This window comes from Plantibacter sp. MCCC 1A11337 (assembly GCF_013349365.1).
In the GTDB taxonomy this organism is placed as follows: Bacteria; Actinomycetota; Actinomycetes; order Actinomycetales; family Microbacteriaceae; genus Plantibacter; species Plantibacter flavus_A.
The window spans coordinates 263,342-276,374 of sequence record NZ_JABJWX010000004.1 but is presented as its reverse complement, the minus strand read 5'-3'; the positions used below and the strand labels follow the sequence as shown (position 1 = coordinate 276,374).

The 13,033-nt window shown below is 70.1% G+C and carries 13 protein-coding genes; 1 reads left to right on the top strand and 12 read right to left on the bottom strand.

Going from position 1 to position 13,033, the window contains the following annotated elements; all coding sequences use genetic code 11:
* Positions 1-3 precede the first annotated feature (3 nt).
* From deoC to HOW07_RS15920, 8 genes are all read right to left on the bottom strand, one after another.
* Complete coding sequence (gene deoC / locus HOW07_RS15955) at positions 4-1,026, bottom strand: deoxyribose-phosphate aldolase (protein WP_121291779.1); 1,023 nt, start codon at positions 1,024-1,026, stop codon at positions 4-6.
* Positions 1,023-2,024 (bottom strand): sugar-binding transcriptional regulator, encoded by a 1,002-nt coding sequence (locus tag HOW07_RS15950; RefSeq protein ID WP_083397443.1) that lies wholly within the window; start codon positions 2,022-2,024, stop codon positions 1,023-1,025. The genes deoC and HOW07_RS15950 overlap by 4 nt, the downstream gene beginning before the upstream one ends.
* A gap of 141 nt (positions 2,025-2,165) precedes the next feature.
* Positions 2,166-3,395 carry an MFS transporter gene (locus HOW07_RS15945; protein WP_175117807.1) on the bottom strand — a complete coding sequence of 410 codons (1,230 nt, stop codon included), beginning with the start codon at positions 3,393-3,395 and terminating at the stop codon, positions 2,166-2,168.
* Positions 3,395-4,327 carry a bifunctional riboflavin kinase/FAD synthetase gene (locus HOW07_RS15940; protein ID WP_064294502.1) on the bottom strand — a complete coding sequence of 311 codons (933 nt, stop codon included), beginning with the start codon at positions 4,325-4,327 and terminating at the stop codon, positions 3,395-3,397. The genes HOW07_RS15945 and HOW07_RS15940 overlap by 1 nt, the downstream gene beginning before the upstream one ends.
* Entirely contained in the window at positions 4,324-4,743 is a 420-nt protein-coding gene (locus tag HOW07_RS15935; RefSeq protein WP_064294503.1) for a hypothetical protein, read from the bottom strand. The genes HOW07_RS15940 and HOW07_RS15935 overlap by 4 nt, the downstream gene beginning before the upstream one ends.
* A 102-nt stretch (positions 4,744-4,845) precedes the next feature.
* Complete coding sequence (locus HOW07_RS15930) at positions 4,846-5,214, bottom strand: hypothetical protein (RefSeq protein ID WP_064294504.1); 369 nt, start codon at positions 5,212-5,214, stop codon at positions 4,846-4,848.
* Positions 5,211-6,146, bottom strand: coding sequence for a tRNA pseudouridine(55) synthase TruB (gene truB, locus HOW07_RS15925; RefSeq protein ID WP_175117806.1), 936 nt, complete (start codon positions 6,144-6,146; stop codon positions 5,211-5,213). Before truB ends, HOW07_RS15930 begins: the two co-directional genes overlap by 4 nt.
* Positions 6,147-6,210: 64 nt before the next feature.
* A complete protein-coding gene (locus HOW07_RS15920; protein WP_121291783.1) occupies positions 6,211-6,885 on the bottom strand; it encodes a uridine kinase in 675 nt (224 codons plus the stop codon).
* Positions 6,886-6,923: 38 nt separating this feature from the next.
* Between HOW07_RS15920 and HOW07_RS15915 the strand changes: the two genes are divergently transcribed.
* On the top strand, positions 6,924-7,808 hold the full coding sequence (locus tag HOW07_RS15915; RefSeq protein WP_285039554.1) for an A/G-specific adenine glycosylase: 885 nt from the start codon (positions 6,924-6,926) through the stop codon (positions 7,806-7,808).
* Positions 7,809-7,963: 155 nt separating this feature from the next.
* Here the strand turns inward: HOW07_RS15915 and rbfA are convergent, their stop codons facing one another.
* The 4 genes from rbfA to nusA all read right to left on the bottom strand — a co-directional run bounded on the left by rbfA (position 7,964) and on the right by nusA (position 12,852).
* Positions 7,964-8,401: a 30S ribosome-binding factor RbfA gene (rbfA, locus tag HOW07_RS15910; protein ID WP_079707157.1), complete on the bottom strand. Its 438-nt coding sequence runs from the start codon at positions 8,399-8,401 to the stop codon at positions 7,964-7,966.
* 118 nt (positions 8,402-8,519) lie between these two features.
* Entirely contained in the window at positions 8,520-11,225 is a 2,706-nt protein-coding gene (gene infB, locus HOW07_RS15905; protein ID WP_254628424.1) for a translation initiation factor IF-2, read from the bottom strand.
* Between the two features lie 350 nt (positions 11,226-11,575).
* Entirely contained in the window at positions 11,576-11,845 is a 270-nt protein-coding gene (locus HOW07_RS15900; protein ID WP_175117804.1) for a YlxR family protein, read from the bottom strand.
* Between the two features lie 5 nt (positions 11,846-11,850).
* Complete coding sequence (gene nusA, locus HOW07_RS15895; RefSeq protein WP_079707160.1) at positions 11,851-12,852, bottom strand: transcription termination factor NusA; 1,002 nt, start codon at positions 12,850-12,852, stop codon at positions 11,851-11,853.
* Between the last annotated feature and the right edge of the window lie 181 nt (positions 12,853-13,033).

Below are 13,033 nucleotides of genomic sequence, written 5' to 3'. Positions count from 1 at the left end.
GTCCTAGTCAATGGTGACGTAGTCGGGGCCGGAGTAGTGGCCGGTGGTGAGTTTCTGACGCTGCAGGAGCACGTCGTTGAGGAGGCTCGAGGCACCGAAGCGGAACAGGTGCGGCTGGAGCCACTCCTCGCCGACCGTCTCGGCGACGGTCACGAGGTACTTGATCGCGTCCTTCGAGGAACGGATGCCGCCGGCGGGCTTCACACCGATCTGCTCTCCGGTGAGGCGGTACCAGTCCCGGACGACCTCGAGCATGAGGAGGGTGACCGGGAGGGTCGCGGCGGGCGCGACCTTGCCGGTGGACGTCTTGATGAAGTCGCCGCCCGCGAGGATGGCGAGCCACGAGGCGCGCTTCACGTTGTCGTAAGTGTTCAGCTCGCCGGTCTCGAGGATGACCTTGAGGTGGGCCGAGGAGCCGTCGCTGCGTCGGCAGGCCTCCTTGACCGCGACGATCTCGTCGAAGACCTGGCCGTACCGGCCGGAGAGGAACGCACCCCGGTCGATGACCATGTCGATCTCGTCCGCTCCGGCGTCGACGGCGTCGGCCGTGTCCGCCAGCTTGACCGCGAGGGAGGCGCGTCCGCTCGGGAAGGCCGTGGCGACCGCCGCGACGTTGATCCCGCCGGCGTCTGGTCCCGCACCCGGCTGGGTGTGCGCCGCGCCGAGCGCCTCGACGGCGTACGGCACCATGTCGCCGTACACGCAGACCGCGGCGACGCGCGGAGTGGACGGATCCCCGGCGTCCGGGGTGATGGCCTTGGCCACGAGGGAGCGCACCTTGCCGGGGGTGTCGGCGCCCTCGAGGGTGGTGAGGTCGATGAGTTCGATGATGCGGTCGAGGGCCCAGGCCTTCGACGTCGTCTTGATCGAGCGCGTACCGAGGTCCGCTGCGCGCTGTTCGAGCCCGACGGCGTCGACGCCCGCGAGGCCGTCGAGGTAGCGTCTGAGGCTGGCGTCGGTGACGGGGCCGTCGACGAGTTCGAGCGCCGTCGGCTTCGCCACGAGGTCGCCTGGTGGAGTGGTCATGGTGCGTTCCTTCCGAGCAGTTCCTGCTCCGGGGTGTGCTGCTTCGCGGATGATGGTTCGTGGTCGGCGAGGAGTGCCGTCGCGGTCGCCTCGTCGGTGACGAGCACGGTGCAGAGGCCGCTGCTGACGACGGCCCTCGCGACGGCGTGCTTCTGGGCTCCGGCGATGACCGCGATGCTGCGACCGGCACGTCGGAGCGCTTCGAGTCCGAGCCCGACCGTGCGCTCGTCGAGTGTGGGGTCGACGATCATGCCCTCGGCGTCGATGTAGCGCCCGACGACGTCGCCGACGGCACCGCGTGCGACCAGGACGTCGACGTCTGCGGCCGTGAGGTACCCGCTGTGGACGAGAGCGGAGTCCGGCCCGGCCACTCCGGCGCCGTACAGGTAGGTGTCGGCCGCTGCGGCCGTGCGGAGCACCTCCGCGACCGTGCGGTCCGACTCGATGCTCAGCTTCGTCTCCAGGCGCTCGAAGATCGCCGGGCTCGGGAGCAGGGTGACGTCACCACGGCCCTTCTCGGCGATCCGTGCAGCCGTGGCGGCCGCAGTGCCGACACGCTGGTTGAGACTCACGCCGCCGTTGATCTGCACGACGGAGAGCCCCGTCGCCCAGCCGTCGGACAGGTGGTCGGCGATGTCACGCAGCGTCCTCCCCCAGCTCACACCGAGCGTCCGCGGCACCGGTCGCATGGCGCCGAGGTAGTCGGCCGCCGCGCGCGCGACGCGTTCATGGAGGTCGGCACTGTCGCTCGGGCTCGGCACGACGACCGCGTCCGCGAGTCCGAAGCGCTCGCGGAGCGCCCGTTCGAGCGGGAGGCGGCGTGCGCGCGGGTGCACGATCTCGATGCGGATGTAGCCGAGTTCACGGGCCTGGGCGAGGAGCCGACCGACCTTCCACCGCGTGATGCCGAGCAGCGCGCCGATCTCGTCCTGGGTCTTCGTCTCGTCGTAGTACAGCTCCGCGGCGCGCACCGCGAGCAGCTCGTCGCTTTCGATCACCTCGGGCCTCCTCCGGATCGTCTCCAGCCTAGGACGCCACCACCACCCGGACAACGCCTGTTGGTACCCATGCTCAGATGAGCAGCGGCCGGTGCGCGGATGCGCATCGCCGCCGGGGCGCCGTCGGGAGGACCAGACCGGTCAGCGACCGCGAGCTGCGAGGTCCGCCTCGATCGTCGTCGGTCGGCCGGTGATGCGGCCGGCGATGGCGCACAGCGCGCCCGTGGCCAGCAGGAGCAGCAACGGGACGGTCCACGATCCGGTCACGGCGTGCACCAGGCTCACGACCAGGGGGCCGAGTGCGCCGAGGGTGTAGCCGACACTCTGCACGAAACCGCTCAGGGCGACCGCGCCCTCGTGGGTCGCCGTCCGCAGGTTGATGAGGACGAGGGCGAGCGGGAACAGCAGCGGGCCGAGGCCGGCCAGCAACACCCACAGCCACGTCAGCGTCGCCGGCCACAGGAGCAGCCCGAGATAGCCGAGCACGAAACACCCGCTCGCGACGTAGACGAGGACGGCGACGTTCCGCAGCCTCGCGACGAGCATCGGGACGATCAGGCTCGCCGGGACGCCCATCGCGGAGAAGAGCGAGAGCAGCAGGCCGCCCTGGGCCGGGGTGACGCCGGCGACGTCACCGACGATCGCGGGAAGCCAGGTGAACATCGCGTAGGCGTTCAGTGAGGAGGTGGCGAACACCGCCGCGATGGCCCACGCGATCGGTGAGCGGTGGACGAGGACGCGCCCGGTGCGGGGCACCTCCTCGATCTCGGGGTCGGTCGCTGCGGCGGCCCGGGCGTCCCGACGCTCCCGCACGATGAGCGTGATCCAAGGCAGGACCGCGAGCATGGCGACGATGGACCACACGCCGAGTGACACGTGCCACCCGGCGGCGTCGGCGACCGGCACGGCGATCAGTGGCGGGATGAACGTGCTGACCGACAGGACCGTCGCGTAGAGCGAGGTGACGAGGCCGATGCGGTCAGGGAAGTACTTCTTGACGAGCGGTGGGAGCACGACGTTGCCGATGCCGATGCCGGCGAAGCAGAGCGCACTGCCGATCGCGAGGACGGCGAAGTCGGGGGCGAGCGAACGCAGCAGGTGTCCGGCCACGATCGCCCCGAGCGCGATGAGCAGCACCGGCTCGAGGTGCAGCCGACGCACGAGCCGCGGGGTGAAGACGCCGAAGAGCGCGAAGCAGAGGGGCGGCAGCATCCCGAGGAGCCCCAAGCCGACCGCACCCACGCCGATGTCGCCGTCGATCTCGGCGAAGATCGGTGAGAGTGAGGTGACGGCCGTGCGGAGGTTCGCCGCGACGAGCACGATACCGACGAGCGCGAGGGCCCTCCCCCGCCACAGGGGACGCGGACCCACTAGGACAGCATCCGGCGCGCGCGCTCGACGTCGTCGGTCATCTGCACGATGAGCGGCTCGATCCCGGTGAACGCGACCATGCCGCGGATGCGCTCGACGAACTGCACCTCGACCTCGTCGTCGTAGAGGTCGAGATCGGTCTCGTCGAGGACGTAGGCCTCGACCTGCTTCTGCGGGACACCGTCGAAGGTCGGGTTGTTCCCGACCGAGATCGCCGCCGGATACCGACGTCCTCGCCAGAACAGCCACCCTGCATACACGCCGTCCGCGGGGATGAGCCCCTGCGAATCGGGAGACAGGTTGGCGGTCGGGAAGCCGAGTTCCCGGCCACGCTTGGCGCCGTGGACGACGACACCCCGCACGCCGGGCGGACGACCGAGGAGCCGCGACGCCTCGCGGACGTCACCCTCCTCGAGGAGTTCGCGGATCCAGGTGGACGACACCCGACGCCCGCCGCCGGGACGGACGTCGTCCACGACGCGCACGGAGAAGCCGTAGACCTCACCGAACGACTCCAGCGTGGCGACCGTTCCGAGGCCGCGATGGCCGAAGCGGAAGTCCTCGCCGACGAGGACCGTCTTGGCATGCAACGCTCCGACGAGGATCGAGGTGACGAACTCCTCTGGCGTGAGCTGGGCCAGTGTCTGGTCGAAGCGCAGCAGCAGGGCCGCGTCGACCCCGGCGTCCGCCAGGAGACCGAGCTTCTGCTCGTTGCTCACGAGCGACGCCGGGCAGCGGTCTGGGTTGATGAGGCTCAGCGGGTTGCGGTCGAAGGTGACGGCGACGGAGCTGAGACCGGCTGCCGCGGCCTCCTCGAGGAGCGCGGCGACGACCGCGCGGTGACCCGTGTGGACGCCGTCGAACTTGCCGATGGTGACGGCCGACGGTCCGAAGGCGTCAGGGACCTGGTCGAGCTCGGTGAACGTGATCATTTGCCGGTACGCCGATGTCCGGCCAACCACCACAGTCCGAGGACCGGGAGGACGAGCGGGATGTAGACATAACCGCGGCCGAAACCGGACCAGACCGTGTCGTGGGGGAAGAGTTCGGGGTCGAGCAGGCTCAGCAAGCCGACGATCAGGACCCCGGCGAGTTCGAAGGAGATCGTGGCCCATGCGATCCGCCGCCAGACGGCGCCTGGAGCGACGAGCGAGACGGTCGCCAGGATGTACACCACCGCGGCGACGGCCGAGAGCAGATAGGCCAGGGGCGCCTCGTCGAACTTGGTCGTGATCTGCACCACGGACCGGCCGGTGGCGGCGAGCGCCAGGATGCCGTAGACGGCGACGAGGACGACCCCGACACCACGGACGCGTGGACGGGCTGGAGCGGTGGTGGGGAGAGGCATGACCCGACGATTCTATGCGACGCGGGCCCTCGCCCCGGCACTTCACGACCGTCACGCGAGCTGCGGTGCCGTCGTCCTCCACCGCCGTCGGTGCGCCGACGGTCAGCCGAGCTGGACGGTCCAGATCTGCTCCATGCGGTAGAGCATCACCGCGATCGCGAGACAGACGACGCCGAGGACGACCGTCGACCATCGGGTGCGTTCGACGAGCGCCCAGAATCCGCCGGCGATCGGCAGGATCATCGCGGAGACGAGGTAGGTGTAGAACTCGGGCACACTCCCCGTGGCGGTGTTCCCGAACGCGGGCGCGGCGATCGCCACCACCAGCTGCGCGATGAGGAGGACCTCGACGAGTGCCGTCGCCCCCATCGTCAGGTCGTTCGGCGCGCGCCCGGCGAACCCGAGCACGATGCAGAGGAGCCCGGCCACGACCGCGACCGCGATCTGGGCGAGGGTGAACCACTCGATCATGCCGGTTCCTCCGCCGGGAAGTTCACGACCGACTTGAGCGAGCCGCCACGGCGCTCGACGAGCCCCACCAGTCGGCCGTCCGGCGCGACGGCGGCGATCGGACCGGTGTGGCCGGCCGGCAGGTCGCGGTCGAGCCGCTTCCCGTGGCCGAGGTCGACCGCCTCCTGCTCCGTGAGCTCGAGGGCACCGAACAGGCGCTTCGCAACGTCGGCCGGGTGCAACAGCGCCGTCTCAACGTCGACGTCGTCGATCGTCGATGCGTCCGTGACGTCGAAGGGTCCGATCCGGGTCCGGCGAAGCGCGGTGAGATGGCCGCCGACGCCGAGGGCCGCCCCCAGGTCGCGGGCGAGGGCGCGGATGTAGGTGCCGGAGGAGCAGACGACCCGGACGTCGACGTCGATCGCCGCGCCATCCCGACGGATGGCCAGCACGTCGAACGCGCTGACCGTGACCGCACGGGACTTCAGCACCACCTCGATCCCCTCGCGGGCCAGGGCGTAGGCGCGCTTCCCGCCCACCTTGATGGCGCTCACCGTGCTCGGCACCTGCTCGATGTCGCCCGTCAGCGGACGGATCGCGGCGATGATCGCGTCGTCGTCCACGGCAGCCACTGCGGCCTGGTCGGCGCGCTCGGTGACCTCGCCTTCGGCGTCGTCGGTGGAGGTCGCCTCGCCGAGGCGGATGGTCGCCGTGTACTCCTTGTCGAGACCGACGATGAAGGTCAGCAGACGGGTCGACGAGCGCGTACCCAGCACGAGCAGCCCGGTGGCCATGGGGTCGAGCGTTCCCGCATGCCCCACCTTGCGCGTGCCGGCGAGCCGTCGCACCCGGGCGACCGCATCGTGGGAGGTGTGTCCCTGCGGCTTGTCGATGAGGAGGATACCGGGACGGGCGGACGCCGACCCGGGTGCTGCTGTGCTGTTCTCGACCACCTTGCAACGGTATCAGCGGCGGTCGGCACCGCCTGGCGGCCGGATCACCCCTGGGCGGCGGCGCTCAGCAGAAGTCGGCGAAGATCCGCCGTGGGTGCCGCTCGTCCGTGTTGTCCACGAGGGCGGTCGCCCGCGCGGTCGGGTCGTCGTCCTTGCGGTAGAGCGCCTGCCCGCCCACGTAGCGTGCGTTGGACGGCGCCGTCGGGTCGGCGTCGACGCCAAGGCGCTCGTGCAGCCGCTCGTAGGCCGTCGCCATCGGGACGTCGAGCCAGACCGACGCATGCCAGAGGCCGCGGAGCTCGGGACGGTTCAGGAAGACGCCGTCGACGATGAGGACGGCGTCCTGCGGGCCGGTCGTCCAACGCAAGGGAGCGCCGACGTCGCGCTGCTCGTCGAACCCGACGAGTTGGAAGCCGGCGCTGCCCGCCAGGCGGAAGGGCTCGACGAGCACCCTGCGGAACAGCGGATAGTCGAACGAGTCGAGCCAGTAGCCCTCGGCCGAGTCCCGCCCCCGCGCGTACCGTTCCTCGCGAGGACGGTGGAAGTCGTCGATCGAGGCACGGAACACCGCGCGTCCGGCCTCGTCGAACACCTCGGCCAGTCCGTCGGCGAACGCCGCCGTGCCGGAGCCGCTGACGCCGTCCACCGCGATGAGGGTGCGGCCTCGTGGGTAGTCCCGCTGGAACTGGTCTCGCAGCTGCCGGAGCAACGCGATCCGTGGTGTCGTGACGAGCTTCATGGCGCCGAGCCTACCCGCGCGGATCGTAGGCTGGTGCGGTGCCGCCCGAACCCTCCGACCTCGCCCCGCTCGTGACGGCCTGGTTCCGCACCGATGCGCGCGACCTCCCATGGCGACGCCCGGGGTTCCCCGCCTGGGGCACGCTCGTGTCGGAGTTCATGCTCCAGCAGACGCAGGTCAGCCGCGTGATCCCGCGGCTCGAGGAGTGGCTCGGGCGCTGGCCGACGCCAGCCGACCTGGCGGCCGAACCACCGGCGGAAGCCGTCCGCGCCTGGGGCCGGCTCGGCTATCCGCGCCGAGCGCTCTGGCTCCATGCGGCGGCCACCCAGATCGCCGAACGGCACGACGGCATCGTCCCGTCGGACGTGGATCAGCTCCTGGCGCTCACCGGCATCGGCGACTACACCGCCCGCGCCGTCGCCGTCTTCGCCTACGGGGACCGGCACCCGGTGGTGGACACGAACACCCGACGGGTCATCGCCCGAGCCGTCCGCGGCCAAGGCGAACCCGGTCCGCCGAACGCCAAGGCGGACCTCCCAGCGATGGAGGCGCTCCTACCGGAGTCCCGCTCGGAGGCAGCCGTCTTCAACGCCGGGATGATGGAGATCGGCGCGGTGGTCTGCACCGCTCGGGCACCTCGGTGCGAGGAGTGTCCGCTCCGCGAGGTGTGCGCCTGGCGCGCAGCGGGATACCCGGCCTACGACGGACCGGTCAAGACGAAGCAGAAGCAGTTCGCGGGCAGCGACCGACAGGTCCGGGGCATCATCATGGCCGAGCTCCGCTCGACCCACCGCTCCCTGACGGACGAGGAACTCCGGACGCTCTGGCCCGACGGCGAGCAGTTCGACCGCGCACTCGCCGGACTGGTCGCCGACCGCCTCGCGGTGCGCGTCGACGGCGGATACGCGCTCCCCCACGACTGACCGGTCCCTGAGCCCTACCCGGTCCCCGAGCCCCGCCTGCGGGCCCTGGGGCCCACTTGCGGTCCCTGAGCTTGTCGAAGGGCGCACGACGACAGGCTCAGCGACCGGACGAAGCAACCCGGTCCCTGAGCCTGTCGAAGGGTCGTGCGAGGTGTCTAGTCCTCGGCGTCGACGTCGCGCGGCTTGACGTAGGGATCCTCGTCGCCGGCGTAGGCGGCACCGGCGGCAAGCCCGGCCACCTCGGTGTCGCGGTTCTTCGCCTCACGCAGCAGGTCTTCGATGTGCTGCGCGTTCTCCGGGATCGCGTCCAGGAAGAAGTCGAGGCTCGGGGTCAGCCGGGTGTTGATGTTGCGCCCGATCTCGGCACGCAACAGGCCCTTGGCGGACTCGAGCGCGGCCGAGGTGTCGGCGCGTTCCTCGTCGGAGCCGTACACCGTGTAGAACACGTTCGCGTGTTGGAGGTCGCCGGTCACCTGTACGTCGGTGATCGTCACGAAGCCGAGCCGCGGGTCGCGGATGCCCTTGTCGAGCCGTTTGGCGATGACTTCCTTGATGCGGTCCGCCAACTTGCGGGCCCTGGGGTTCTCTGCCATCTCGTCCTCCTCTGATGACCGCCGGGCGGAGGGCCGCCCGACGGATGCTGCACACACAATACAAGCAGGAATCCCCGCCGCCCTCCCTGAGGAGGACGACGGGGACCGGCCGGGCGGACTAGCCGCGCGGCTTCTCCTTCATTTCGATCGTCTCGATCTCGTCGCCGATCTGGATGTCGTTGAACTTGCCGAGACCGATACCGGCCTCGAAGTCCGTACGCACCTCGGTGACGTCGTCCTTGAACCGACGCAGCGATTCGATCGCCAGGCTGTCGCCGACCACGACGCCGTCGCGGATGACCCGCGCCTTGGCGTTCCTCGTGATCGTTCCCGAGCGGACGATGACACCCGCGATGTTGCCGAACTTGGAGGAACGGAACACCTCGCGGATCTCGGCGACACCGGACTGGACCTCTTCGTACTCGGGCTTGAGCATGCCGGTGAGGCTCTGCTCGACGTCCTCGAGTGCGTTGTAGATGACCGAGTAGAAGCGGACGTCCACACCCTCACGGGCCGCGCGCTCGCGGGCCTTCGGGTCGGGGCGCACGTTGAACCCGATGATGATCGCGTTGTCGATCGTGGCGAGGTTGACGTCGGACTCGGTGACCGCACCGACACCGCGGTGGATGATCCGCAGCTGGACGCTGTCGTCGACGTCGATCTTGAGCAGCGACTCCTCGAGTGCCTCGACGGCACCGGAGACGTCACCCTTGATGATGAGGTTGAGCGCCTCGACCTTGCCCTCTTCGAGTGCACGGGTGAAGTCCTCGAGCGAGATGCGCTTGCGGGCCTTGGCCAGAGCGGCGTTGCGCTCCGCGGCTTCACGCTTCTCGGCGATCTGACGCGCGGTGCGGTCCTCCTCGGTGACGAGGAAGGTGTCGCCTGCCCGAGGAACGCTCGAGAGGCCCTGCACCTGGACGGGACGCGAGGGACCCGCCTCGGCGACGGTGTCGCCGTTCTCGTCGACCATCGCACGGACGCGGCCGTACGCCGTACCGGCGACGATCGCGTCACCGACGCGGAGGGTACCCGACTGGATGAGGACGGTCGCGACGGAACCGCGGCCCTTGTCGAGCTTGGCCTCGATGGCCACACCGCGTGCGTCCTTGTTCGGGTTGGCTCGCAGGTCGAGACCGGCGTCCGCAGTGAGCAGCACGGCGTCGAGGAGGTCCTTGATGCCGGTGCCGGCACGAGCCGAGACGTCGACGAACATGACGTCTCCGCCGTACTCCTCGGCGACGAGGCCGTACTCGGTCAGCTGCTGGCGCACCTTGGCCGGGTTGGCATCGGGCTTGTCCACCTTGTTGACCGCGACGACGATCGGCACGTTGGCCGCCTGCGCGTGGTTCAAGGCCTCGACCGTCTGCGGCATGATGCCGTCGTCCGCCGCGACCACGAGGATCGCGATGTCGGTGACCTGCGCACCACGAGCACGCATGGCGGTGAACGCCTCGTGACCCGGGGTGTCGATGAAGGTGATCGGACGCTCGACGCCCTCGTGCTCCGCGACGACCTGGTACGCACCGATGTGCTGCGTGATGCCACCGGCCTCGCCGGCGACGACGTTCGCGTTGCGGATGGCGTCGAGGAGGCGCGTCTTACCGTGGTCGACGTGACCCATGACGGTGACCACGGGAGGACGGATGGCGAGGTCCTCGTCGGACTCGTCCTCCAGCTCCTGGTCGAGGTCGATGTCGAAGCCCTCGAGGAGCTCCCGGTCCTCGTCCTCGGGCGAGACCATCTGGATCTTGTAGCCGAGCTCGGAACCGAGCACGTCGAAGGTCGCCTCGTCGAGCGACTCCGTCGCCGTCGCCATCTCACCGAGGTGGAACAGCACGGTGACGAGGTTGCCGGGGCTGGCGTCGATCTTGTCGGCGAAGTCCGAGATGGACGCGCCACGACGCAGACGGATAATGGTGTTGCCATCGCCGCGGGGGACGCTCACGCCGCCGAGCGACGGGGCTTCCCGCAGCTCGAATTCGGCCCTCTTCGTCCGCTTCGACTTGCGTGCCTTGCTCTTGCCGCCACCGCGACCGAAGGCACCTGCGGTACCACCGCCGGGTCCGCGACCACGACCGCCGCCACCACCAGGGCGACCGGCGAATCCACCGGCGGGTGCACCACCGGGGGCACCGCCGGGACGGAAGCCACCACCGGCACCACCGGGACGGAAGCCGCCGCCGCCGGCGGGACGACCTGCGCCACCCGGACGACCGGGGCCACCGGGACGCTGACCCTGGCCGACGCCCGGACGGGGCGAGCCGGGGCGCGGAGCCTGCGGACGCGGGATGTTGCTGGGGTTCGGACGCTGACCCATGCCCTGAGCCGCTGCGAACGGGTTGTTCCCCGGACGCGGCGTGCCGGTGGGGCGTTGGCCCATGCCCTGCGAGGACGCGAACGGGTTGTTCCCCGGACGCGGAGCACCGGGACGGGGGCCGCCCGGCTTCGCGGCGTCGCCGGAGGGCGAGTCGCCGGCGGCCGGAGCCGCGGGTGCGGACGGTGCCGCCGGAGCAGCGGCAGCTGGTGCCTCCGCCGCGGGGGCGGGAGCGGCCGGAGCCTTCGGGCCTGGGGATGCCTGCTTCGGCGCAGGCGCAGCGGGCGCCTCAGCCTTGGGGGCGGGTGCCGCGGGGGCCGGAGCCTTGGGCGCTGCTGGGCCCGGGGTCGGAGCGCCGGGCGTGGCCGGACGCTTCGCGGGGGCGGCGGGGGCGGCTGACGCCTTCGCGCCCTCGGCCTCGAGGGCGGCGCGCAGCTTGCGGGCCACCGGTGGTTCGATACTGGAAGACGGTCCCTTGACGAACTCGCCCAATTCCTTGAGCTTCGCCATGGCGATCTTGCTGTCTACTCCGAGTTCGGATGCGATCTCGTGTACACGTGGTTTTGCAGCCACAATTCTCCTGTCTGAGCTTGCACCCAGGCAGGGGCAAGCGTTAGTGGTGGACGGTGCTCATTTCGAGCCGCTCATGAGTTGTCCATTAGCCGTTCAGCCTGTTCTCTCGGAATGCCGCACCCGGGTGGGGCGGCAGCAGGATGGAGGCCCGGGATCCGGGCCTGATACCTGCGGTGGGAAGCACGGTGTGCGCCGGAGCGCTCTCGCGTGCACTCACCATCGTACACCCCGACCCTGGGTGCGGGCTCACCACCGGGTCGTGAGCGGGTCGTTCGAGCCCGACGACGTCATTCAGCCGTCGGCGCGGCCGGTTCCGTCGACACGAAGGCCTGGACCGCCGACGCGTCGGGTCCCGCATACAACCTGAGCGCCCTCGTGAACGCCCGACGCTGCACCGCCTGGTCGACGCACGCCGACGTCGGGTGCACCCAGGATCCGCGACCCGGCAGGCGCGCCGCGGCGTCGGGGACGAGCGCCCCTTCGACCGCGACGACGCGCAGCAGTGCCGAGCGCGGCTCGCGACGGCGACAGCCGACGCAGGTCCGCACCGGTTCCATCCGGCTCAGTCCGATTCGAGGATCGAGTCCGGCTGGATGTCGATCTTGGCGCCGGTGAGCTTGGCGGCGAGACGGGCGTTCTGCCCCTCCTTGCCGATCGCGAGCGACAGCTGGTAGTCCGGCACGAGCGCCCGGACGGCCTTGAGCGACTGGTCGATGACGTACGAGCTCGTGACCTTGGCCGGGGAAAGCGCGTTCGCGACGAACGTCGGCAGGTCGGGCGAGTAGTCGACGATGTCGATCTTCTCGGCACCCAGCTCGTCGGTGACCGCGCGCACACGACGCCCGAGCTCACCGATGCAGGCACCCTTGGCGTTGATGCTCGGGTCGTTCGCCTTCACCGCGATCTTGGTCCGGTGTCCGGCCTCGCGTGCGAGCGAGACGATCTCGACGATGCCGGATGCGATCTCCGGGACCTCCAACGCGAACAGCTTCCGTACGAGTCCGGGGTGGGTGCGCGAGACGGTGATCTGCGGACCCTTGAGGCCCTTCGTCACGCTCGTCACGTACACGCGGATGCGTGCACCGTGCGGGTACTCCTCACCGGCCACCTGCTCCTCGGGCGGAAGGATCGCCTCGATGGTGCCGAGGTCGACGTGGATCATGCGCGGGTTCGGGCCCTGCTGGATGACGCCCGCGATGATGTCGCCCTCGCGGCCCTTGAACTCACCGAGGACGGCGTCGTCCTGGATGTCGCGGAGCCGCTGGAAGATGACCTGCTTCGCAGCGAAGGCGGCGATGCGACCGAAGTCGTCCGGCGTGCTCTCAGCCTCCCCGATCAGGACACCCTCGTCGTCGAACTCGGGCACGAACACCCCGACGTGGCCGGTCTTGCGGTCGAGCTGGACGCGGGCCGCCGGGACGTCGCCGCGCGCGGTGGTGTCGGTACCCTCGGTGCTCTTCAGGTACGCACTCAGGATGGCCTGCTCGATGATCACGACGAGCTCCTCGAACGGGATCTCCTTCTCGCGTTCGATCGACTTCAACAAACCGAGATCGATGTCCATCGATGGCCTCCTCTATTCAACTGGTGGTGCCGCGGCAAGACGTGCAGCGGCACGACGGGCATGCTGCTGCCGTGCTGCCGAACCCGTCTGTCTACGGTACCGGATGCCGAGGGGTACGTCATCCACTCAGCTGGGAAGCGGCCGCGCGTCCTCGAGGGGTGCCGCCCCGGCTCGACCGCGT